This window comes from Clostridium brassicae (assembly GCF_026738875.1).
Lineage (GTDB): Bacteria > Bacillota > Clostridia > Clostridiales > Clostridiaceae > Clostridium_H > Clostridium_H brassicae.
In genome coordinates, this window is record NZ_JAPQFJ010000002.1 from 103,945 (window position 1) to 127,572 (window position 23,628).

A 23,628-nucleotide genomic window follows, 5' to 3' on the forward strand; every position below is an offset into this window, starting at 1 on the left:
ATCATGTGTATACTATTAATTGGAAGATATATCTGTTTAATCCAAAACAATCTAGAATATTTCATTTTAAAAATTTCTATGTATGTACAGATATAGAATAATATGTTTTAGAAAGGAATGCAATGTATGAAGAAAAAATTTAAAGTTCCAATTGTGATTATATCAATAATTGCTTATTTTTTTGGAATGAGTCAATTGGGAGTTAATTCTTTAACTGCATTGGCTAAAGAAGCTAAAACAGAATTTACAGTTTCAAAGTTGTATTCAGGATTTAAACTATTGAATAAAAAATATGTTCAAGATGTGGATTCTACAGTTTATGAATTTGAACATGAAAAAACAGGAGGAAAATTAGTTTGTCTTCAGAATAATGATAATAATAAGGTTTTTGGAATTACATTTAAAACATTATGCAATGACAATACGGGTGTAAATCATATTATTGAACATGGGGTTTTAGAAGAATCAAATACAAAATCAGGTAATCCTTATACTGGATCAGAGTTTACGCAATATTACATTTTAGCTAAAAAAGAAGATGATTTTCAAGATGAGATGGGAAAGTGTTTAAATGATGTGTTTTTCCCTAAACTTAGTAAAATGGTTTTTATGAAACATGGATGGCGCTATGAAATAGATTCACCTAATGAAGAAATGAAAATTAACGGGATAGTATATAATGAAATGAAAGGAAAAGATTCACCTATACAAAAACTAATTAAAACTATGAATAAGTCATTATTGCCAAACACAATATATAAATTTAATTCAGGTGGAGATCCAGCTGATATACCGAAACTTAGTTATGGAAAGTTCTTAGAAACTTATAATAAAAATTACACTCCATCAAACAGTTTAATTTATCTTTATGGAAATATGAATATTGAAAAGTCACTTCAGAATATAAATAATAAATATTTAAGTAAATTTAATAAGGCACATTTTCATAATGAAATAAATGAAGAAAAACCATTTGACAAAATGAAATATGTAGAAGATTATTACCCATCACCAGTAGGAAGCAATACAAAAAATTCAACTTATTTATCATTAAATTATGCAACATGTAAATATACAGATTATGAAACAAAAATGGGATTATGTATACTAAGTAGGTTAATTATGGCAGAAGGATCACCTTTAAAAAAAGCATTTTTAGATAATAAAATAGAAGGAAATGTTTTTGATTTTCTTAATGATACTTTACAAATGCAATATGGCATAATGCTTATGAACTCAAATGAATCACAAAAAGAAAAATTTGTTAAGGTGGTTAATGATTCATTAAATGATATAGTAAAAAAAGGTTTTGATAAACAACTTATAAATTCAGTAATTAATTCATTTGAAATGGGAATTCGTAACGATGATATATCACCAAATAGAGGACAAGATTATATGGAAGAGGTACGAAGTGCATGGCTATATAAAGGGGACATATTAGGAACTATTAATAAAAATTCACAAATTAAGAAAATTAGGGGGAAAGCTAAAAATCGATATTTTGAAAAATTAATTGAAAAATATATATTGAATAACAATCATTCATCACTTGTAGTTTTAAAACCAAAACCAGGTTTAGAAGAAGAAAATGCAAAGAAGTTAAAAAGCCAACTTGCCAAATATAAATCAAGCTTATCTAAGAAAGAATTAAATAATATAATAAATGAAAATAGAGAATTAAAGAAATGGCAGGAAGAATCTTCAAAGTCAAAGGGGTCTAAGGAAGAGACACTTACTTTAGAAGATATAAGTAAAAAATCAGAAGAAATACCAACGGAAGTAAAAAATATTAAAGATACAACAGTATTAAAACATCTAATGTATACAAATGGACTTCAATATATAAATTTATATTATGATACAAATAAGGTTCCACAAAATAAGTTAATGTATTTAATGCTGTTAACTAATATTTTAGGAAAAGTGGATACTGAAAATTATAATAGAAGTAAATTAGTCAGTGATATAAATACATATACTGGAGGAATTTCAATTAGTGCAGATGCTTATAAAAGTAGTAAGAACAAAGATGAGTATTATCCAAAGTTAAAATTATCATTTACTTCATTAAATAATAATTTAGATAATGCTTTTGTATTATTGGATGAGATAACTAACAAAAGTAAGTTTGAAGATAAAAATAATTTAAGAAATTTAATTAAGCAGATAAGAGCGAATATTGAATTTGATATAGAAGGAGATATCTTTAAATATGTTAGAGAACAGGCACAATCATATACCTCGGATTTTCAGAAATATAATAGTTTAAAATGCATACCTTTCTATCAATTTATATGTGAATTAGATAAAAATTTTGATAAAAAATCAGATGAGATCATTAAAAATCTTAATGAAGTAAAAAGTATAGCATTTGATAAAGAAAACTTAATTGTTAGTTATACTGGTGATGAATCCAAGTATAATAATTTTGAAAAATCCATAAGTAATTTTTTAGATAAAGTAAAACATAGTACTTTTCCAGTGCAGAAATATAAATTTGATTATTCAGTGAAAAGAGAAGGATTTGCAATACCATCAAAAGTACAGTATATAGCAAAGGCTGGAGATTTTGAAAAGTTAGGTTATGAAGATAGTGGTAAATTGGATGTACTTAAGCAAGTTTTATCTAGGTATTTGACTATGGAGATTAGAGCAAAGAGTGGGGCCTATGGAGCTGGTGCTATAAAAGATGACTCATCTATAGTATTGTATTCATATAGAGATCCGAAATTAAAGGAAACTATAAATACATTTAATAATATGGGAAATTTCTTAAAAAATTTTACTGCAGATAAAAATGAAATGATAACACATATTACAAGAGCAATATATGTGATAGATTTTCCTAAAGGACCTATGGGCAAGGGAGCCGAGGGAGATGAAATGTATATAACAGGAAGAACACAACAAGATGTACAAAAATATCGTGACGAAATTTTATCAACTACAGTAGAAGATATAAGAAGTTATGCAGGTATGATAGATGATATTATTAAGCAGAATAACCTATGTGCTGCTGGTAATGAGGAAAAGCTTAAATCCGAAAAAGATTTGTTTCAAGTTATAAAAAATTTAGTTATAGATTAATTTTAAAAACTTATTGAATGCAAATTAAGAACTAATCTAATTTGATAAATTTTTCATTAATTATATAAAATTATAAATAATTAGTTATATTATGTATAATACTTAAAGTTCTAGCTGGATGTGTATATTTCTTTTGATATAATATATATGAAAAGGAATTGGTTAGTAGAAGAGTGATATATTTACAATACACATAAAAAGTAGTTGTTATATAAAAAAGCATTGTTAAAATAAGGATTTTTATAAAATATAGATAAATTCTCTATATTTTTAGTCCTCTTAGTACTAAGTAAAATTAGTTTTAAGAGGATTTGTTTATGGGATATATAAATTCACAAATCTTAAATACACATACAGTGAAGTGATTGATTTATAATCCGGATAATATATTGAAAAGGAGTGATAGGTTAATGTATGCTCCACGATATTATTTTAGTGATAATTTTAAAAAATATGAATCTTTATTTTATAGTGAGGAACATGAAGTACAACACTATAAAAAAGGAGAATATCTTTGCGGTATAAACGATAGTATGGATACTATATTTTATATTGTATCCGGAACGGCAAAATTATCTATCTTACATCAAAGTGGACATGAGAAAAATTTTTCTTTTCATGGTACTGGAACCATACAACCGTTGTATTATCCTATTGACTTTAGTTTAGAGCATTCAGTGTTAATTTTAGCAATTTCAGATGTGGAAGTTTTGGCTTTTAAGAAAAAATATTTTTCAAAAATCGTAAAAGAAAATCCAGAAATGTATGAAACTCTTTTAGAAGGGTTTGTGAGAATGGTGGATTTATTGATGTATGATACTGCTAACCTTCTTTTTAATGATGGTTTAGTTAAAATTTGTAATTTTTTATATTCATATTTAGTAACTGGTGGGTGTGATGATGGAGTAATTAGATTGTCTCAAAATGATTTAGCATCTATGATAGGTATGAATCGAACCAATACAGCTAAATACTTGAAAACTCTTCGAGAAAAAAAGATTATTAAAACATACCGAAATCATATAACTATAATAGATAAAGATAGGCTTTTAGATGAATGCTCTAGTGAATTGAGGGAAATATAGATCTTATGTATTTAAAAGTACATATTTTTTTCTCAAAGTGTGTTAACATCAATAGGATATTAAATTAAGTATCCTGTTTCAATTAGACAATACTCAAAAGAGTGTGTTGGATACAATCATTTTGTGCCAACATACTTTTTTATTATTAATATAGTACGAAACAGTACTATTTAATATTGAGAATTCATCTAAGGAGGTGTTTTATGCGAAGTAGTATAGAATACAATGAACATATTCTTTTGAGTAAACTGGAATCTAGAATTTATTATGAATGGTGTAGAAAAAATGGAATTTCTTATTCTCTACTTCAAGTATTAGATGTGCTTTACCAACAGCCTGAAGGTATAGATGCAAAATACATTTGTGATACTATGTTTATTTATAAACAAACACTAACTGGATTAATAAAACAATTAGAGTCATCTAAATATATTCAAATTAAAAAAGATAGTATAGATAAACGTAGAAAGCTTATTATTCTTACTAAGACCGGCTTTGATTATGTAGAAGGTATTCTTACTAGATTGTATGAAAAGGAGGATATTACATTTAATTGTTTAAGCGATCAGGAAAAAAAGATATTTAATAGGCTGTACAGAAAAGTAGTACAGACTTTACAGAAAGAGTTAGGATGATAGAAATGAAAAGTAATTTTGATTTAGTAAAAGATAATGAAAAAAAATTATATTTAAAATATTTAGCCCCTGGTATATTTGGAATGATGATGCTAGCGGGCTATGTATTTGTAGATGCATTATGTGTCGGCAGGGCTTTAGGGGGACCAGGATTAGCAGCGCTAAATGTAAGTACACCTACTGTTTCACTGATGTATGCAACAGGTTTTCTTTTTGCAACAGGCTCATCAACACTTTATTCTATATTTAAGGGAAAAAATGAAGGTGATAATGCAAGAAAGGTGTATAGCTTGGGATTTATTAGTGCTTTATGCGTTGGAGTTATTTATGCCATTTTAGGAATTATTTTTATTGATAAAATAGCATATTTTCTTGGAGCAACAAGTAATACTATTCATATGACAAAGCAATATATGTTAACTATTTTAGGATTTGCTCCATTTTTTATATTAGATATTTTTATGAATGTTTCTGCAAGAAATGATAAAGCTCCTCATATTGCAATGTGTGCAACTATTGCATGTTGTTCTATAAATATTATATTAGATGTACTATTCGTTTTTGGATTTAACTGGGGTATATTTGGTGCAGGGATTGCTACAGCAATTTCAACTGTAATAAGTTTTATAATAACATTTAGTTATTCGTTGAGTAAGAAATCGGGGCTTAAGCTAATGAAGTTTGTACCAAACATTAAAGACTTTTTAAGAATTTTAACTAATGGTATTAGTAGTTTTATTAGTGAAATGTCAGTAGGTATTGTAACTATAGCTTTTAATAAAGTTATTTTAATGCAAATAGGTGAGATTGGAGTAGCGGCATACGGTATTATTGCCAATATTAACTTAATATTCTTCTCAATTTTTATGGGTAATTCCCAAGCAATGCAGCCTTTAGTGAGTATAAGCTATGGAGCAAATAAGTTTAAAAGAACTTTTAATTTTTTTAAGCTTGGATCAATTTTTGCTGTTACTGTAGGCGCAATATTTACATGTATTTGTATATTCTTTTCTTATCCACTATGTTCACTATTTGTAAATGATACACACATTATAGCTGTTACTGCCTCAGCATTGAAAATACATGGTTTAGCATATGCTATTATGGGAATGAATTTATTATTTGACGCTTTTTTCTATTCGGTTGAAAGACCTAAATTTGCAGTAAGCATTTCTTTATCTCGTGCACTAATTATCGTTTTAAGTATGTTGTTTATACTTTCTAATTTATTTGGAAGTATTGGTATTTGGATGACTGTACCAGTTACAGAGGTAACTACATTATTTATAGGATTTATACTATTTGTTAGATACAAAAATAAACAATTAGCATTAAACTTAGAAAACAAACAAGCTGCATAAAAAAGATTCTAGACTTTAGACAGAAATTTTACTGTACTAGAGTTTAGAATTTTTTTTATTATATTATAAAGATTAGAAGAATCTTTTCATATCTAAAGTAATTTAATTAATAAATTTATTTACAAATTAATTTTACAATGCTATTCTATATATAGAATAGGAGGATAAATATGACTCAAATAGAAATAATCTTATTGTTACTTTTACATGACAAAGATTATTATGCATATGAAATTGAATCTATTATAGAACAAAGAAATATGCGGGAGTGGACAGAGGTAGGATTTTCTTCAATTTACAATTCGCTGAATAAGCTTGAAAGAAAAAATTTAATAGACTCAAGATATGAAAAAGAATATGGCTCCCCTAAGAGAAAAGTATATTTTATAAAAGATGCAACAAGAGAAATTGTTAAAAAATATATTATAAAAATGTTAAGTGAGTATAAGCGTGATCCAGGCGAATTTGATATAGGAATGGCATTTTCCTATTTAATTACAAAAGAGGAATTGTATGCAGCATTAATAAATCGTAAAGAAAATTTAATAGAGAGAAAGAGTTTTATAGCTAAAAAATATGATAATCATCCAACAGCTAAGCAAAGACCTCATATAAAAGCTTTATTTGAAAGACCTATAGCATGTATAGAGAGCGAAATAATTTGGATAGATGAGTTTATTAAAGAAGCTTTTTAAAAATATATTTTTTACATGAAATATACAAAAACAATAAATAGAAAAATAATCTTATTATAAGGAGATGTTTTAAGGATGAATAAACCTTTAGTTAGTAATGCATTCCAAACTTTTATGAATGAAGCACCAGAACATGCAAAAGTATGGATGGAAGTTGTACAAAAATTGGGTAATGTGAGTGGGCTTGATAAAAAAACAGAGGAACTTGCTTATATAGCTGTTTTAGCAGCAACAAGAATGGAAAGTGGTATACCATTTCATGTAAAGCAAGCAAAGGAAAAGGGAGCGAGTAGAGAAGAAATAATAAGTGCTATATTAGTAGGCTTACCTGCTGTAGGAAATATAGTAACCACATCACTTCCAATAGCATTAGAAAGCTATGATAATAAATAAAGAATTTAAATAAGAGTTTTGAATTAAAATAGAAAAAATTTTTATAAAATAACAGGTACTAAAATTATTCTTTGTAATATAATAATATAGAAACAATAAGTACTTTCTTAATTAGTATTACAATAATTAAACAATAATTAAGAAGCTATAGGGCTAAAAGGCATATATGTATAATGAATACAATATTAGGACAACCATGAATTATATGAATTTAAAAGATAATTTTATACATCAATAAGAATCTATATTCCTATGATTTTCATTGTTGCTTAAATATTACAGAATATAGTAAATGTGTATTGAATGTTAGAGATTTGACTACATAGATAATTACTTTTCTATCGATACATAAAGATACTATATCTAGATGTAATATTTTTGAGTAAAGGAGCAAAATACAATGAAATTTCTTAGGAATATTAAGGTTAGAACGAAGTTATTAGGTGGGTTTACAATTCTAGCTTTTCTAGTCGTTCTAATAAGTTCAATAAGTATAGTAAGTTTAAAAACTTTAAATGATAATGCAGAAAAGATGTATAGTTATAATTTATATAGTGTAGATCAATTACATTTAATAAAAGAAAATTTACTTGAAACTCGTTCTGAGATAATACAGTTAATATACGATAGAAATGTAGAAAACATAAGTAAAAGAATTAATAATATTGATAACTTAAAAAATAAAAATATAAAGCTTATTGATACCTATGAAAAACTACCTCTTTCTACAGAGGCAAGAGAGATGTGGGATGAAGTTGAGAAACAAGTAGATTTATATACGGAAAGTAGGAACAAATTAATCAAATTTGTTCAAGATGGTAAGTATGTGGAAGCAGAAAGTTATTTAATTGAAGCTACAAATATAAGAATAAAGATGTCAGATTCTTTGGACGAGCTAATAGTTAAAAATCAAAATATGGCAAAATTAGCTTATGAATCTAATAAAAAATCTTATTTAATGGTTACTAGAAGCATGTATTTAACTAGCATAATAGCATTTATAATTGCATTCAGTATGGGAATTTCTATATCAAAATATATTTCAAATTCATTAAATAAAAGCGTAAAATTTGCTGAAGCCATAGGAAATGGAGATTTAACTGAAGAAGTAGATTTACAGAATAAAGATGAATTAGGTCAATTAGCTAATGCTTTAAATAAATCAAGAGATAGTATAAAATCTATAATTGAATCTATTGTGGAACATTCAGAAAATATTAGTTCTGGAAGTGAACAATTATCAGCTACAGTAGAAGAGTTAACTTCAAAAATGTTAGAAGTAAATAAAAATACAAAAAAAATAGTAAAAGGAACAGAAGATGCTAGTGCAACAACAGAAGAAATATCCGCATCTATCCAACAAGTTACTTCAGGAATGGGTGAGTTAGCAGAAAAAGCATCAGATGGAAGTTTGAAAGCCTCAAGCATTAAAGAAAAAGCTTTAGATGTTAAAGAAAACGGATGTAAAGCCCAATATTATGCTAATAACATTTATGAAGAAAATCATAAAAACGTATTAAATGCAATAGAGGAAGGTAAAGTTGTAGAAGAAGTAAAAGTAATAGCAGAGTCTATATCAAATATATCTAAGCAAACAAACCTATTAGCATTGAATGCAGCTATAGAAGCAGCTAAAGCAGGCGAACAAGGAAAGGGATTTGCAGTTGTAGCTGATGCTATAAGAAAACTTGCAGAAGAATCTTCAGAGAATGTAAACAATATTAAAAATATAATTAACAAGGTTCAAAAATCTTTTAATAATCTTTCTGATAATGCAGAAAAATTATTAAGTTTTATCAATAATAATGTAAAAGTAGACTATCAATTGTTAATAGATACAGGTAGTTCATATGAGAAAGATTCAGTATTTGTCAATGAAATGTCTCAAAATATTGCATCAATGTCTGAAGAGATAAGTGCCACAATGGATGAAATATCAAAGGTTATAGTGGAAATAGCTTTAGCATCTCAAAGTGCAGCTTCTAGCTCTAACAATATAATGATTTCTATTGATGAGGCTACAAAAGCATTAGAGCAAATAGCAATGGCATCAGAAGATCAAGCCAATATTGCAGAAAAATTAAATAATATTGTTCAAAAATTTAAGTTATAGAGAAAAATAATCCACATTCTAGATAAAGATAGACTAGAAATGTGGATTATTTTTTTAGGAGATGATGTGCTATTATAAATCGATATTTTATGTTATATAAAAATCACCTTTATTTAGATGATAAGATATAAATTTTATAGTTGAATCTAGGGTGGTGCGGTTTTATTTTCATTTATAGTGATAATTTATATGTGAATTTATGTAAAAACTAAATCATTATTGATTTAATGAAATAAGCATACCTATAATAGAAAATTTATACAAAATGTGATAATATAATATTTGAATTATAGGAAGGTGACGAATCTATGAAGAGTAAAATAGAGAGTACAAAGAAAGCAGAAATAAATATGCATTTTTCAGAGTTTGAAGTGCCTCCAATGCAAGATGTATTAATAGTGGGGAAAAGAGCAGCAATTGGACCAGAGGCGGCAAGAAGAATGGTAGATATACTTTCTCCAGAGCAATATGAAATAATTAGAATTGAACATGAATACATAGAGGCAATAGTAGTAAGAAAGTCTCTATTAAATATGATTTCCGAAGATAAATTTATTCCAATGATAATAGAGGAAGGAGGAAGTATTGCTAACGAATCTATGATAATAAGAGCTCAGATAAATATAACTCTTCATGTTAGCAAATCTATAGACTTATGATACAAAGAATTGGAGAGATAGCAAATAAAAGTTTTATGAAAGTTGACATTTTAAATGGAGTAAGAACGGCTCAAAAGTTTTTTTATGAAAAAGATATAGAGTGCTTCCCTGCTTATGAGGATGGCAAGCTGGTTGGGTTGGTTACAAAAAAAGAGCTAGTTGCTGCCCATCCCAATAGGATAATTATTGATGTTATGTCTCGTAAATATAAATGTGTAGATTATAATACATATGTGTGGAAAGTTAGGGAAATATTCGATTTAAATAAAGATATAAATGTTATATTTGTAGAAGAGAATAATGATATTATAGGGTTTGTAACAAATACAACATTAAGGATAGAATTAGGAAAACATATTGATTTGCTTACGGGACTATATAAGAAAGAGTACATGGTATATAATGCATATAATTTAATAAAAAGTGGACAAGACATGGCTATAATTTTTATAGATTTGAATAATTTTGGTTATATAGATAAAAAGTATGGTCATATAAATGGAGACAGGATACTAAAAGATATAGCGGAAATATTAAAAGAGAATACTCCTCTAGAAGCCTATTTGTGCAGATATGCAGGAGACGAATTTGCAATATTAACTCCTTATTGTATAAGTGATAGTAAAGAACTAGCAGAGGAAATAATAAACAGTATAAATAAGTTTGAATTTCCAAATAATATACCAGTTTCAGCATCAATAGGGATTACAGGTTGCAGATTCAATAATAAAAAAACAGCAAATATACAGAAATTAATAAATCAATTAGTAAATGTTTCTAGCTTAGCATCTACAAAAGCAAAGAAGAATAATTGCTCAATTATTATTGAAAATATGGATATAGCTTAGATTTGTTAATGGGTTATAATTACTATTAAACTGAATATAATAAAAATTTATTTGAGTCTGCCCAAAATTTTGATTTTGGGAGTTTTTTATTTATATATTTTTATTAAAATTTAAGATTATTTAGGTAATATGAGTGTTAAATTTAAAAGTGTAATGACTTATATGCATAGGCATTTTTGATTAATTTATGATATCATTGAAGTAATTTATATTTGACTATGTTTTAAGAAATTGTAGATTTTCATTATAATGAACTCAACAATTTGAAACATAGAATTAAGACTACTAAAGGAAGTTCTAAAAGAGTGTAAAAGACAACACTCTTTTAGAACTGAACCTTAAAACTAAGTGGAGGTAGAGGGATGAGAGTAGAGTCAAAACAATTTTTAGAGGAATTATTAACAACGTCATCACCATCAGGAAATGAAGTTGAGATACAGAAAAAATGGATGACATATGTAAAGAATTTTGCACATGAAGTTGAAACTGATATAGCAGGTAATGTTATAGCAATTGTTAATAAAGACAAACCATTTAAAGTTATGTTAGCAGGACATTGTGATGAAATAGCTTTTATGGTTAATTATATTGATAGCAATGGTTATTTATATCTTACAAAAGCAGGAGGAATTAGTCCCAAACTAGCTTTAGGAATGAGAGTAAAGGTGCTAGGTAAAAATAGGGTTATAAAAGGAGTTGTGGGAGTTAAGGCAGAGCATCAAGGTGGTGCTAAAGATGAAATTAAAATAGAAGATATCTTTATAGATTGTGGTGCAAATAGTGAAGAAGATATTAAGAAACATGTAGAGATAGGTGACTATGTTATTTATGATTTAGATTATGAATATACACTTAATAATAATTTAATTGGAAGAGGGCTTGATAATAGAACAGGTGCTTTTATTGTAGCAGAGGTTTTAAGAAGAGTTTCAGAGATAAATGCAAATGTTTCAGTTTATGCTGTTAGTACTGTAAACGAGGAAACAAATATGGGAGGAGCATATTTTGCAGGAAGCAATATACAGCCAACAATGGCAATAGCTTGCGATGTTTCATTTGCAACAGATTATCCAACTATAGATAATAGGAGAGATGGTAACGTTAAGCTAGGGAAAGGACCTATTTTATCAAAGGGAGCACCAATTAATAAAAAAATCAATCACTTATTAGAAAATGCTGCGAAAGAAAATAATATACCTATTCAGTATGAGTTAACTCCAAGATTAACAGGAACAGATGCTGATAAAATCAGATTTAGTGGAAAAGGAGTGCCAGTAGCATTAGTATCCTTGCCTTTAAGATATATGCATTCACCTTCAGAGATTGTAAATTTAACTGATATTGAAAATGAGATTGAACTATTAGTTGCTACTATTCTTAAATTAAAAGGAAATGAAAGCTTAAAGCCTTTAGAATAGCTTAATATATAGATAGAACCCACAGATTATTAAGTACAATCATAAATGTTGAAAAGGAGCAATTAACTTATGACGGGAATACTTTCAAATGTAATCCCCATAATATTATTAATTTTCTTAGGATATGTAATAAGAAGTAAAGAAATGTTAAGGGAAAGCACATTAGAAGATATAAAAAAATTGGTTATAAATATATCGCTACCGGCTATATTATTTATGACTTTTGTAAATATGAAATTTAAAGAAGAATATTTTTTAATAATGGTTGTAACTTTTGTTATGCTGGGAGTTTTTTATTTTGGAGGGTGTTTGGTTAATAAAATAAAAATTTTAGAGCATCCACTAAATCCATTTATGACAACAACCTTTTGTTTTGGATTATTGGGAGTACCATTATATGGAACTGTTTTCGGTGTTGAAAATCTTGACAAGATATCTATATTTGGTGTTGGACATGAATTGTTTATATGGTTAATTTATTATAATGTTTTAAAAATGAAGTTTAAAAATGAAAAGATTTCATTAAAAGTAATAAAAGATCTATTTAAATCACCTCTTTTATTAAGTGTATTTTTAGGAATTATTTTAAACTTATTAGGAGTGGGAATTTATCTTCAACAAAATCCAGTATTAAAAGGGATAAACAGTACAATTCAATATATAGCAAATTTAGGGACACCATTAATTTTAATAATAATAGGATTTGATTTGAAATTTAATAAAAAATATATGAAACAGAGTACAATTTTTGTAGTTACAAGAATGTTTATAATATTAACATTAGGTTATGCTTTTAAATATTTAATAATAGACAAGCTTGTTAATCCAGAACCATTATTTAATTATGCATATTTTACATTTTTAATTTTGCCTATTCCATTTTCGCTACCTATATTTGTGGGAGAATATTGTGATGAGTATAAGGAACTTGTTAATAATTCGGTAGTGTTATCTACAGTGCTATGCATAATAATATTTATAGCATTTATATTATTAATATAGTTTGTTTATATTATTTAATAGCTAGGTTATATATTTTAAATACTATAAAATTATAGTAAATATTATATTAAATGCATCTTTATATTTAGCTATGTTTTAATAAATTGTTGAGTTCATTATAATAAAAATGTAAATTTTTATTATAATGAACTCAACAATTTAAAACATAGACGTAGGAATACTAAGGGAAGTTTATACTAGACTGGTTACATTCTTTTAAACGGAATCTTATATTTCTATTAATATAAAGGTGCATTTAGTTTATCTGAATTTTTGCAAAATATTGATTTTTTTGAAAAAAGTAAGTATACTAAAGAAAATATATGCTTTATTATAACAAAATTTTACATTAATCTTCAAAATTCCAAGAAAGGAGTAGTTATCAAATAATCGATAACAAATATAGTATGAAAAGTATAAGTTCTAAAATAATTTCAATCATAGTATTATTAACTCTAACTCTATCATTTGTTTTAGTAGGTACTAGTTTCTATTTTATAAAAACGGCAAGTGATAAAAAAGTGACTCAAATAAGAGAACTTTTAATTAAAGATTATGATACTTTAATCAAAGAACAAGTAACATCGCTATTGACTCAACTAGATGCCATAGATGCTAGGATTAAATCTGGTGAACTTACTAAAGAGCAAGGATTGAGTATAGCTGCTGATTTGATAAGAAAAGGAAGGTATGGAGATAATGGATATTTTTTTGCTGATACACTTGATGGAACTAATGTAGTTCTTCTTGGCAAAAAAGATGTTGAAGGAAAAAGTAGAATAAATCTCACTGATGTTAATGGATTTAGGATTGTAGAAGATTTTATTAATATAGCTAAAACTAAAAAAGAAGGATATAATGAATATTATTTTCCAAAAGAAGATGGAGAAAAACCTCTTCCTAAAAGAGCTTTTGTAAAATTATATGAGCCTTTTGGATGGGTGGTTGGAACAGGTAATTACATAGATGACATAGATAAAATAGTTATGGCTGAAAAAGAAAAAGAAAATACAAAATTTAGACAACAAGCAATAGTTTTTTTATTAATAATGGTAATACCTATAATTATTAGCATAATAGTAAGTGTTTTATTCAGTAAAAGTATAGCTAAAAGATTATTAAAAGTTACAAATCTTGTTAAAAAGACTTCTGATCTTGATCTAAAATACTATGAAGATTTTGAAGAAATAAAACTTTATAAAGATGAAATGGGTATAATAGGAAATGCTGTTGCTGATTTAAGAAGTGTATTAAGAGATATAATAAGTAAACTAAAAACTCAATCTGAATTTATAAAAGAATCTTCAGATTTTCTAAAAGATTCAACACAAACGGTAGTAACTTCAATAAATGGAGTTAATGATGCTATGCTAGAATTAGCAGGAGGCGCTCAAAATCAGGCTAAAGATACTCAACAAGGGTCTATGAGACTAAATGAACTTGCAAATGAAATAGATAATCAGGTTAATCTTTCAAAATCAGTAACTGATATATCTAAAGATGTTGAAACAGAAAACAAGACAGGCTCTTTGGCATTAAAAAACTTAATCTCTAATTTTGACAGTACAACTAAAACTACTGAGGAACTTTTTTATAATGTTGAAAATTTAGCTAACAAATCTGCTACAATAAATGAGATTGTAGTAACTATACAGACAATTGCTCAACAAACTAATTTATTATCATTAAATGCTGCTATAGAGGCAGCTCGAGCTGGTGAATCTGGTAAAGGATTTTCAGTTGTAGCTGAACAAATAGGTAGATTGGCTGAACAAACATTTAATTTTACAGGTAAGATAGAAGAAATGATAGATGAAATTTTAAAGGAAATTTCTAAAACTAAAGAGAATATGTTAGATTCTAAAGATGCATTAGAGAATTCTAGTAAAGTTATTTTAGATATGGAAAAAATATTTTTAGCAATAGATACTTCTATAAATAAAACTTTGGATGAACTTAAAAATTTAGGGGACAGCGTTCAGAGGGTAGATAATAATAAACAGGATGTAGTCAAAGTAATAGATGGAATATCTGCTATTACTGAAGAGTATGCTGCATCTTCTGAGGAAGTATCTGCTACTATGGAAACCCAACTTAAGATGATTATTAGTTTAAATGAAAAATCTAAAAAGCTAGAGAATTTATCTAACGAGCTTCAAGAAATTGTTAATAAATTCAATTTATAATTTATTAAAAGCGATGCTAATTATCTATAGCATCGCTTTTAAATTATATAACTTATTTTAAATTTATATCATAAATAATCAATTAAACTATTTTATATTAAGCTAAAGACTAAAGAGTTTAAAAATACCTGTAGTGCAAAGGCAAACTACGAATGCAACGAATGTAGGTATAGCCATGGAAAGAAGAGTCCATTTTACACTCCCAGTTTCTTTTTTTATAGTCCATAACGTAGTAGAACAGGGCCAGTGTAATAAGCTAAATAACATTGTATTTAAAGCGGTTAAAGAAGTCCAACCATGTGATATAAGTATTTGTTTAAGAGACTCTATACTTTGAAAATCCGTAAGGCAACCTGTTGATAAGTAGGACATTATAAGTACTGGTAACACAATCTCGTTAGCAGGAAGTCCTAAGATAAATGCCATAAGAATAAAACCATCTAGTCCTATTAGTTTAGCTAAAGGATCTAGAAAGGTTGATGCATGTGTAATTATACTCATGTCTCCTATATATATATTTCCAAGTATCCAAGTTAACGCTCCTGCCGGTGCAGCTACTAATATGGCTCTTCCAAGAACAAATATAGTTCTATCAATAATAGAAGAATATAAAATTCTACCAAATTGAGGCTTTCTATACGGAGGAAGCTCTAAAGTAAAAGAAGAGGGAACTCCTTTCAATAAGGTTTTTGATAAAATATAGGAAACTAACAAAGTGATACTAATTCCAAGTATGACAAGCAAAGTTACTGATAAGGCAGAAATAATACTAGAAACATATTTATTTGAACTTACAGCAAAAAATACAGTGGAAATTGCAATAAGAGTTGGAAATCTACCATTACAAGGCACAAAGTTATTTGTTATAATTGCAATTATTCTTTCGCGAGGAGACTCTATTATTCTACAACCAATTACTCCAGCAGCATTACAACCAAATCCCATGCACATAGTAAGACACTGTTTCCCATGAGCACAAGCTTTTTTAAATAAATGATCGAGGTTAAATGCTACTCTAGGAAGGTAACCTAAATCTTCTAGCAAGGTGAATATTGGAAAGAATATCGCCATAGGAGGAAGCATAACAGAAATTACCCATGCTAAAGTTTTATATAATCCGAGGACTAAAACTCCATGTAACCATGAAGGAGCATTCATTTTTATGAACCACTTAGTAAGTATTTCCTCAAAGCTAAATAGTAAATTAGCAAGCAATTCTGAAGGAACATTTGCTCCTTGTATAGTAATCCAGAAGATACCAGCCAGGAGTAATAGCATCAATGGAATACCGTATTTTTTTGAGGTGATTATATCATCGATTTTTTGGTCTCGATTAGTTTTATTAATATGTTCTTTAATATAATTATTTTTTATATACTCTGCTATTTTATAGTTTTCTTCAGTTATATTTTCTCTTATTTTTTCTTTGTTAATATTTATGTTTAAATTTTGGGATAAAGATTTTATATAATTTAACAAGTCATTTCCTAAATATTGTTCCATAGAGGTATAAATATGTTCATCTCCATCTATAATTCTTAATGAAAGCCATCTAGAGGATATTCCAGGAATTTTGTTTTTAATATTAGGTTCTATTGTATTTATTATAGTTTCTATTTCGTCAGTATATTTTATTATTTTAGGATTGTGTATGCTTTTCTGAGAGATTGTATTATTTAGAACTTCTTTTAGATCATCTATACCTATACCACTTCTAGCAGCTGTTAATACAACTGGAATTCCTAGTTCTTCTTCTATGCCTTTTGCATCAATAATAATATTTTTTTTCTTTGCTTCATCAATAAGGTTAATACATAATATTACATTACTTGTTAATTCCATGATTTGAAATACCAAATTAAGATTTCTTTCAAGGCAAGTAGCATCGGTAACAACTATTACTGTATCTGGATTTCCGAAACAAACAAAATCTCTAGCAATTACTTCTTCAACGGAGGTAGCAAAAAGTGAATAAGTACCTGGCAAGTCTACTAATATATACTCTTTGTCTTTATAATTAAATTCACCTCTTGCATTTACAACAGTTTTACCTGGCCAATTTCCTGTATGTTGGTGAAGTCCTGTTAGAGAATTAAAAACTGTGCTTTTGCCGGTATTAGGATTACCGGCTAAAGCAATAACATATTGTGAAGATTTTTTTTCAATATTAAACATATCTTTTAATGAATTTTTTTTGGTAGATGTATAGGTTAATCCCATTAAAACAACTCCTAATTAATTGGTATTTGATTTATGCAATTTTTTAATTTAAGGTTCTGTTTTAAAATAGTGTTGTTTTTTACACTATTTTAAAACTTCCTTTAGTATTCCTAAAGCTATGTTTTTAAATTGTTGAGTTCATTATAATGAAAATTTACAATTCTTATTTAGTTTAGGTGATTGAGCGTTAAGAAATTTCATTGTTCGAGCTATGCGAGTTAAGAAATTTTAGTGATATTAACTAAACTAAATTTAGAATTGTTTTTGAAATTATACGAAATCAACAATTTATTAAAACATAGTCTAATTTAATGAAACATCTATAAGAGATGCTTCCTCATTTCTTAAAGCAATCATTGCCCCTCTTATTTTATATACAGTAAGATTATTAGCTGGGCCTTTCCTCATAACCTCTACAAAGGCACCTTTGGTTAGCCCTAAAGCTAAAAGTCTTTCTTTTAATAAGTCTTTAGCTGATAAGTTTTCAACTTTAACAGTTTCACCAGTTTGGATTTCACATAAATTTTTCACTAAAGTCACCTCGTTAATCAATTTTTTAGGTGTGGCTATAAATCTTAACCATATCTAACTTTTTAATTACACTAACATATTATGAGATTCCATATTTGATTGTTACATAGATATAATATTTTTTTTTATGAATGCATAGTATTTAATATATACTTAATGAAGGAGTAGAGATAATGGCTAAAGAGGAGTTTTATACATTTCGAGAATATATGAATAATGAAAGAAATAATTTGAGTGCTTGTGAAGAAGATTATATAGAAATGATATATAGGATTTGTATACAAAATAAAGGATATACAAGGGTTAATGATTTGGCTCTAGCACTTAACGTGAAACCACCTTCTGTAAGTAAAATGATAAAGAAATTAGGAACTAAAGAATTAATAAGGTATAAGAAATACGGAACTATTGAATTAAGTGAAGGTGGAGAAAAGATAGGAAAGATGCTTTTAGATAGACATAATATCATAGAAGGATTTCTAAGGATATTAAAGATATCTAATAATTTGTTAGAAGAAACAGAAAAAATTGAACATACTATTAGCCCTGAGACAGTAAGGTCAATAAAAAGATTGGTAGATTTTTTTGAGGCTAATCCGGATATATTAAATAAATTTTCTTTATTTATGAAAACATATGATAATGAAAATTAAGCTAATTAAGTATTAAGGCAATATCTAGTTTTTAGATATTGCCTTAATAAATATAAGTATATAAGTATTTACTTATATACTTATATAGTGTATTATATTATTATAGAAGTATATACTAATATATAGTTTTAAATATCATCTATTTTTTAAAATTATTCTTAGAAATATAAGAATTGAACCTGTTATTTATAAAATAGTTAATTATTGATTTAGGGGGAAAGGATATGTTTATATGGTTAGATAAATTGATAAGACTTTTAGTAGAGAAGGTATTAAATATTTCTATGGAAAGTAGATTAGGTTCTAGTGTACATTTCTTTTTCTACGATACAATAAAAATTATAATACTTCTTGGAATAATGATATTTATAATTTCTTATATAAGAAGTTATTTTCCACCAGAAAGAACTAAAAAAATATTAGAGAAATTTACTGGAGTTAAAGGAAATATTATGGCTTCAATACTTGGAATTGTTACTCCCTTTTGCTCTTGTTCCTCAGTTCCATTATTTATTGGATTTGTAGAGGCAGGAATACCTCTTGGAGTTACATTTTCTTTTCTTATAACTTCACCTATTGTTAACGAAGCAGCTTTTGCTGTATTACTTGCTTCTTTTGGATGGAAAATTGCAGCATTTTATGTGATAACAGGAGTATTTGTAGGTGTTGTAGGAGGAATAATAATAGGAAAATTGAATATGGAAAAACAAGTAGAAGAGTATGTATATGAAATGCAGATGGGAGAAGTTCAAATAGAAAAATTAACTACAAAGGATAGAGTTGATTTTTCTATACAAAATGTAAAAGATATTATAAAAAGAGTTTGGGTATTCCTTTTAATTGGAATTGGAATTGGAGCTTTTATTCATGGGTGGGCTCCTGCAGAAGTTCTTTCAAAATATGCAGGAGGAAATAATCCATTTGCAGTTTTGGTTGCTGTAGTAATTGGTATACCATTATATTCTAATGCACTTGGAACAATTCCTATAGCAGAAGCACTTATAAATAAAGGGGTAGGAATTGGTACTGCAATGGCGTTTATGATGGCAGTAACTGCTTTATCTTTCCCAGAAATGATACTTTTAAGAAAGGTTATAAAACCAAAACTTATTGCTGCATTTGTTCTTATAACAGGAATAGCAATAATTATAGTAGGTTATATATTTAATATTATGGCTTATATTTTAATTTAAAAAATGTTTTAATAGAATAATAAAGGAGGATTCTTATGGTAATTAAAGTTTTAGGTACAGGATGTGCTAATTGTAAGAAACTAGAGGCTAATGTAAAAGAGGCTGTAAATGAGTTAGGGTTAGATGCATCTGTAGAAAAAGTAGAAGATATAAAAGATATAATGGCTTATGGAGTTATGAGAACTCCAGCTATTGTAGTAGACGAAAAAGTAAAGGTAATGGGAAGAGTTGCAAAAGTTGAAGAAATAAAAGAAATGCTAAGAGGTTAATTTTAATTTAGAAAATATAAACAATGTCCTACTTATAAAAGGTATCTCTGCGGAGAGAAGATTTATGAGTAGGATTATTTTATTATTTAAAAAATCAATTTTGCCAAATGTAAGGTAATTCAATATGATATAATGTAACTAAATTTATTATACAGGATGGGATTTAGATGAATGTGGGATATTTATTTATAATAATACCTATGCTTATATGGGGTAGTGTAGGCATATTTGTAAGGTACATTGATCAACCGCCAGAGGTAATAGTATTCTGTAGGGTGTTTATAGCATTTATCATAATGCTTTTATTAAGTATTGTAAAGATAAGGGAAAGGGAGTATTCACAAATAAAAACTAGTAAAAAAGACAATGTTTTGCTTTTGTTAAGTGGAGTATTCATTTCTTTTAATTGGATGTTTTTTTTTAAAGCGCTTAAGGCTACAACTATAGCGTCAGCTACTCTAAGTTATTACGCAGCGCCAGTTATTGTTACTATACTTTCTATATTTATATTAAAGGAGAAGATAAATAAGAGAACATTTTTTGCTGTAGGCTTAAGTTTTATAGGCATAATATTTATGACACTCAATGGAAAAGGGACAAGCAATAACTTTAGTATAATAGGTGTTATATATGGACTAATAGCAGCATTTTTTTATGCTTTGGTTACAATAAGTGCTAAGAAATTGGAACATATACCCTCATATAAAATTGTCATGGTTCAGATGGGAGTTGCTTCATTGATTCTTTCACCATCTATTAGGCAGGTTAAAAAATTTGATATTATATCTTTAGTATTTATATTTATAATTGGTGTAGTACATAGCTTTTTAGCACTTCAGCTTTATTTTGAAGGTTTAAAAAAAGTTAAAGTTCAACATGTAGGAGTATTATCCTATATAGATCCATTAAGTGCTGTGATTCTAGCCTGTATATTTTTTGGCGAGATACCAGGATATGAAACATTAATTGGTGGAGCTATGATCTTGATAGCCACATATATTATTTTAAATGTTAAAAAACAAGTAAGTATGAGTAGTGATGTAGAAAAATAAAGGGTTTTTAGAATCTCTCGGATTAGTATGATTTTTAAAAATGATATTATTAATTATAGATTAATTGGGCAAAATAATAATATTAGTGGTGTAACATTTGTTACATATATTATTAATGTTTAATAATATAATTAACTTAAGGCACATTCAAATAAATAGCTAGTCAGTATGCTAGCATTTTTGTGAACTACTTCTTCCTTGGAAACTACTAATAGAATAACTATTAGCAGAACCCAAGTCATTGTATTTCACAAAATATCCGTTGCATCTTTGACTTGTTATTTATTTTCATATGCCTAAAAGGATTACTAAACAGGAGGTTAACTTATGAATAATAAGATGAAAAATATAGACGTTTCTAAAGTTTTAGAAATGGAGAAGCTTGTAGATTATAAAGAAGGTCAAGTGGTAAGCAGAACTCTTTCACAAGGAAGAAACTTAAGTGTTACATTATTTGCATTCCCAGAAGGAGAGGAAATAAGCTCTCACTCCTCAAGCGGTGATGCTATGGTATATATTATTGATGGAGAAGCAGAAATAACTATAGGAGAAGAAAAGTTTAATTTAAAAAAAGGGGAAACTATAGTAATGCCTTCAGGAGTGCCTCACGCATTATATGCTTCAAAGAATTTTAAAATGCAACTTATAGTAGTGTTTAATTCCTAACAAAGAATAAAAGTGCTATGCACTTTTATTCTTTGTTAGGAATATATATTTTCAATTTTTCAATTCTTTTTTCACTAACTTTCTCAATTTTAAATATGATATTATCATAGTCTATAGTCTTTTCTTCATCGTTATTAGGAATGCTTCCTAATAAATCTATGACAAACCCTCCGATTGTATCGGAGTTTTCTGATTCTAATTTTAAGTGAAGGTAATCATTTAAATCATCGATAGGCATAATTCCATCTACAATATAAGTATTGTTATCAAGTTTTTTTATGTCACTTTTGATTTCGTCATGTTCATCAAAAATGTTTCCTGTTATCTCTTCAATTAAATCTTCTATAGTAACAATTCCAGAAAAACCTCCATATTCATCAATTAATATTGCCATATGTGTTTTACTACTTTGAAGTTCCTTAAATAAATCATCAATATTCTTAGTTTCAGGTACAAAGTAAGCTGGTTTAAGAAGGCTTTTTAGATCTATATTTTTAATATCTTTTTCTAATAGTTCTTGAAATAAATCTTTTATATATAAAATGCCTATAATGTTATCGCTGTCATCTTTATAGATAGGTACTCTTGAAAATTGCTCTAAAACTATATCTTTAATAGTTTTATTTATTGAGTCATCTATATCAACTGCAAATACATCAGTTCTAGGTGTCATAACTTCTTTTGCTATTTTATCGTCAAAATCGAATATACCATTAATCATCTCTTTTTCTGTCTCATTTATAACCCCATGTTCTTCTCCTACATCTATTAGAGATTTAATTTCTTCTTTAGAAACTTTTTCTTCTAAATCATTTGTGTCAAGGCCAGCAATTCTAACAAGAAGGTTTGTTGATGAAGAAAGTAATTTTACAAAAGGTAGAGTGATTTTAGATATAAATAAAATAGGGCTTACTGCAAACATAGCAATTGATTCTGAATTTTGTAATGCTATTCGTTTTGGTAGTAATTCTCCAAAAACAAGAGTTATATAAGATAAAATAATAGTTATTATTAAGATTGAAAGCTTATCACTATAGGGTATATTCCATTTTTTCATTATTAAGGATAATCTACTTGATATACTTGTTGCAGCAGAAGCACTAGCAAGCAATCCTGAAATAGTTATACCTACCTGTATTGTGGCTAAAAATTTACTAGGTTCATGTATGAGTTTTTGTAAAGATTGTGCCTTTTTATTACCTTCTTTTGCAAGAAAGATTACTTTGTTTTTATTTAAAGATACAATTGCCATTTCTGATGCTGCAAAAAAAGCGTTAATTAATATAAGAATGAAAACTAGAATTATTTGAGGCAGTATACTGCTATTAGGAGTTGCTTCCATTGTATTTCCTCCTTCGTGTGCTAAACTATTTCTGAGAATTAAGCTTATTTCTATTGTTACATATAGTTTGCTATTTTAGGCTCATAATAAACTTTATTATATGGCTTATAAAACTTTTATTAAAAATGATACAAGTATTATAAATATCAATTATTACAGAAATAATTATTATAAATTTTATTTTTTGTATTTTAGAGCAATTATATACTTTAAATAA

General features: G+C 27.3%; 20 protein-coding genes. 17 read left to right on the top strand and 3 right to left on the bottom strand.

Features of this window, described 5'->3' with window-relative positions; all coding sequences use genetic code 11:
- Positions 1 to 126 precede the first annotated feature (126 nt).
- The 12 genes from OW729_RS02310 (at position 127) to OW729_RS02365 (ending at position 15,485) form a co-directional block, all read left to right on the top strand.
- Positions 127 to 3,090 (top strand): insulinase family protein, encoded by a 2,964-nt coding sequence (locus OW729_RS02310; RefSeq protein ID WP_268059806.1) that lies wholly within the window; start codon positions 127 to 129, stop codon positions 3,088 to 3,090.
- A gap of 410 nt (positions 3,091 to 3,500) precedes the next feature.
- Positions 3,501 to 4,175: a Crp/Fnr family transcriptional regulator gene (locus tag OW729_RS02315; RefSeq protein WP_268059807.1), complete on the top strand. Its 675-nt coding sequence runs from the start codon at positions 3,501 to 3,503 to the stop codon at positions 4,173 to 4,175.
- A gap of 203 nt (positions 4,176 to 4,378) precedes the next feature.
- Positions 4,379 to 4,810 carry a MarR family winged helix-turn-helix transcriptional regulator gene (locus tag OW729_RS02320; RefSeq protein WP_268059808.1) on the top strand — a complete coding sequence of 144 codons (432 nt, stop codon included), beginning with the start codon at positions 4,379 to 4,381 and terminating at the stop codon, positions 4,808 to 4,810.
- A 5-nt stretch (positions 4,811 to 4,815) separates the two neighbouring features.
- Positions 4,816 to 6,171 carry an MATE family efflux transporter gene (locus tag OW729_RS02325; protein WP_268059809.1) on the top strand — a complete coding sequence of 452 codons (1,356 nt, stop codon included), beginning with the start codon at positions 4,816 to 4,818 and terminating at the stop codon, positions 6,169 to 6,171.
- 170 nt (positions 6,172 to 6,341) lie between these two features.
- On the top strand, positions 6,342 to 6,866 hold the full coding sequence (locus tag OW729_RS02330; RefSeq protein WP_268059810.1) for a PadR family transcriptional regulator: 525 nt from the start codon (positions 6,342 to 6,344) through the stop codon (positions 6,864 to 6,866).
- 75 nt (positions 6,867 to 6,941) lie between these two features.
- A complete protein-coding gene (locus tag OW729_RS02335) occupies positions 6,942 to 7,259 on the top strand; it encodes a carboxymuconolactone decarboxylase family protein (protein ID WP_268059811.1) in 318 nt (105 codons plus the stop codon).
- A gap of 400 nt (positions 7,260 to 7,659) precedes the next feature.
- A complete protein-coding gene (locus OW729_RS02340) occupies positions 7,660 to 9,372 on the top strand; it encodes a methyl-accepting chemotaxis protein (protein ID WP_268059812.1) in 1,713 nt (570 codons plus the stop codon).
- 308 nt (positions 9,373 to 9,680) lie between these two features.
- Entirely contained in the window at positions 9,681 to 10,031 is a 351-nt protein-coding gene (locus tag OW729_RS02345; protein ID WP_268059813.1) for a hypothetical protein, read from the top strand.
- Positions 10,028 to 10,879 carry a GGDEF domain-containing protein gene (locus OW729_RS02350; protein WP_268059814.1) on the top strand — a complete coding sequence of 284 codons (852 nt, stop codon included), beginning with the start codon at positions 10,028 to 10,030 and terminating at the stop codon, positions 10,877 to 10,879. Before OW729_RS02345 ends, OW729_RS02350 begins: the two co-directional genes overlap by 4 nt.
- A 362-nt stretch (positions 10,880 to 11,241) precedes the next feature.
- Positions 11,242 to 12,297, top strand: coding sequence for a M20/M25/M40 family metallo-hydrolase (locus OW729_RS02355; protein ID WP_268059816.1), 1,056 nt, complete (start codon positions 11,242 to 11,244; stop codon positions 12,295 to 12,297).
- 69 nt (positions 12,298 to 12,366) lie between these two features.
- Positions 12,367 to 13,299 carry an AEC family transporter gene (locus tag OW729_RS02360; protein WP_268059817.1) on the top strand — a complete coding sequence of 311 codons (933 nt, stop codon included), beginning with the start codon at positions 12,367 to 12,369 and terminating at the stop codon, positions 13,297 to 13,299.
- Positions 13,300 to 13,820: 521 nt separating this feature from the next.
- Positions 13,821 to 15,485: a methyl-accepting chemotaxis protein gene (locus OW729_RS02365; protein WP_268059818.1), complete on the top strand. Its 1,665-nt coding sequence runs from the start codon at positions 13,821 to 13,823 to the stop codon at positions 15,483 to 15,485.
- 102 nt (positions 15,486 to 15,587) lie between these two features.
- On the opposite strand, the gene feoB is transcribed toward OW729_RS02365, so the two are convergent.
- Complete coding sequence (feoB, locus tag OW729_RS02370) at positions 15,588 to 17,705, bottom strand: ferrous iron transport protein B (RefSeq protein WP_268059819.1); 2,118 nt, start codon at positions 17,703 to 17,705, stop codon at positions 15,588 to 15,590.
- A 303-nt stretch (positions 17,706 to 18,008) separates the two neighbouring features.
- Positions 18,009 to 18,236, bottom strand: coding sequence for a FeoA family protein (locus tag OW729_RS02375; protein WP_268059820.1), 228 nt, complete (start codon positions 18,234 to 18,236; stop codon positions 18,009 to 18,011).
- 173 nt (positions 18,237 to 18,409) lie between these two features.
- On the opposite strand from OW729_RS02375, the gene OW729_RS02380 reads away from it, so the two are divergent.
- The 5 genes from OW729_RS02380 to OW729_RS02400 all read left to right on the top strand — a co-directional run bounded on the left by OW729_RS02380 (position 18,410) and on the right by OW729_RS02400 (position 22,069).
- Complete coding sequence (locus tag OW729_RS02380) at positions 18,410 to 18,889, top strand: metal-dependent transcriptional regulator (RefSeq protein WP_268059821.1); 480 nt, start codon at positions 18,410 to 18,412, stop codon at positions 18,887 to 18,889.
- A gap of 224 nt (positions 18,890 to 19,113) precedes the next feature.
- Complete coding sequence (locus tag OW729_RS02385) at positions 19,114 to 20,082, top strand: permease (RefSeq protein ID WP_268059823.1); 969 nt, start codon at positions 19,114 to 19,116, stop codon at positions 20,080 to 20,082.
- A 35-nt stretch (positions 20,083 to 20,117) separates the two neighbouring features.
- A complete protein-coding gene (locus OW729_RS02390; RefSeq protein ID WP_268059824.1) occupies positions 20,118 to 20,351 on the top strand; it encodes a thioredoxin family protein in 234 nt (77 codons plus the stop codon).
- Between the two features lie 167 nt (positions 20,352 to 20,518).
- The gene (locus OW729_RS02395) at positions 20,519 to 21,403 is read left to right on the top strand and encodes a DMT family transporter (RefSeq protein WP_268059825.1); all 885 of its coding nucleotides are present in this window, start codon (positions 20,519 to 20,521) and stop codon (positions 21,401 to 21,403) included.
- Positions 21,404 to 21,730: 327 nt separating this feature from the next.
- Positions 21,731 to 22,069 (top strand): cupin domain-containing protein, encoded by a 339-nt coding sequence (locus tag OW729_RS02400; RefSeq protein WP_268059826.1) that lies wholly within the window; start codon positions 21,731 to 21,733, stop codon positions 22,067 to 22,069.
- A gap of 25 nt (positions 22,070 to 22,094) precedes the next feature.
- Here OW729_RS02400 and OW729_RS02405 read toward each other — a convergent pair whose 3' ends face one another.
- Positions 22,095 to 23,411 carry a hemolysin family protein gene (locus OW729_RS02405; RefSeq protein ID WP_268059827.1) on the bottom strand — a complete coding sequence of 439 codons (1,317 nt, stop codon included), beginning with the start codon at positions 23,409 to 23,411 and terminating at the stop codon, positions 22,095 to 22,097.
- Positions 23,412 to 23,628 lie beyond the last annotated feature (217 nt).

Coding starts and splice junctions, on each gene's coding strand:
- OW729_RS02310 (WP_268059806.1), top strand. CDS start 127: ATGAAGAAAAAATTTAAAGTTCCAATTGTGATTATATCAATAATTGCT.
- OW729_RS02315 (WP_268059807.1), top strand. CDS start 3,501: ATGTATGCTCCACGATATTATTTTAGTGATAATTTTAAAAAATATGAA.
- OW729_RS02320 (WP_268059808.1), top strand. CDS start 4,379: ATGCGAAGTAGTATAGAATACAATGAACATATTCTTTTGAGTAAACTG.
- OW729_RS02325 (WP_268059809.1), top strand. CDS start 4,816: ATGAAAAGTAATTTTGATTTAGTAAAAGATAATGAAAAAAAATTATAT.
- OW729_RS02330 (WP_268059810.1), top strand. CDS start 6,342: ATGACTCAAATAGAAATAATCTTATTGTTACTTTTACATGACAAAGAT.
- OW729_RS02335 (WP_268059811.1), top strand. CDS start 6,942: ATGAATAAACCTTTAGTTAGTAATGCATTCCAAACTTTTATGAATGAA.
- OW729_RS02340 (WP_268059812.1), top strand. CDS start 7,660: ATGAAATTTCTTAGGAATATTAAGGTTAGAACGAAGTTATTAGGTGGG.
- OW729_RS02345 (WP_268059813.1), top strand. CDS start 9,681: ATGAAGAGTAAAATAGAGAGTACAAAGAAAGCAGAAATAAATATGCAT.
- OW729_RS02350 (WP_268059814.1), top strand. CDS start 10,028: ATGATACAAAGAATTGGAGAGATAGCAAATAAAAGTTTTATGAAAGTT.
- OW729_RS02355 (WP_268059816.1), top strand. CDS start 11,242: ATGAGAGTAGAGTCAAAACAATTTTTAGAGGAATTATTAACAACGTCA.
- OW729_RS02360 (WP_268059817.1), top strand. CDS start 12,367: ATGACGGGAATACTTTCAAATGTAATCCCCATAATATTATTAATTTTC.
- feoB (WP_268059819.1), bottom strand. CDS start 17,705: ATGGGATTAACCTATACATCTACCAAAAAAAATTCATTAAAAGATATG.
- OW729_RS02380 (WP_268059821.1), top strand. CDS start 18,410: ATGGCTAAAGAGGAGTTTTATACATTTCGAGAATATATGAATAATGAA.
- OW729_RS02385 (WP_268059823.1), top strand. CDS start 19,114: ATGTTTATATGGTTAGATAAATTGATAAGACTTTTAGTAGAGAAGGTA.
- OW729_RS02390 (WP_268059824.1), top strand. CDS start 20,118: ATGGTAATTAAAGTTTTAGGTACAGGATGTGCTAATTGTAAGAAACTA.
- OW729_RS02395 (WP_268059825.1), top strand. CDS start 20,519: ATGAATGTGGGATATTTATTTATAATAATACCTATGCTTATATGGGGT.
- OW729_RS02400 (WP_268059826.1), top strand. CDS start 21,731: ATGAATAATAAGATGAAAAATATAGACGTTTCTAAAGTTTTAGAAATG.
- OW729_RS02405 (WP_268059827.1), bottom strand. CDS start 23,411: ATGGAAGCAACTCCTAATAGCAGTATACTGCCTCAAATAATTCTAGTT.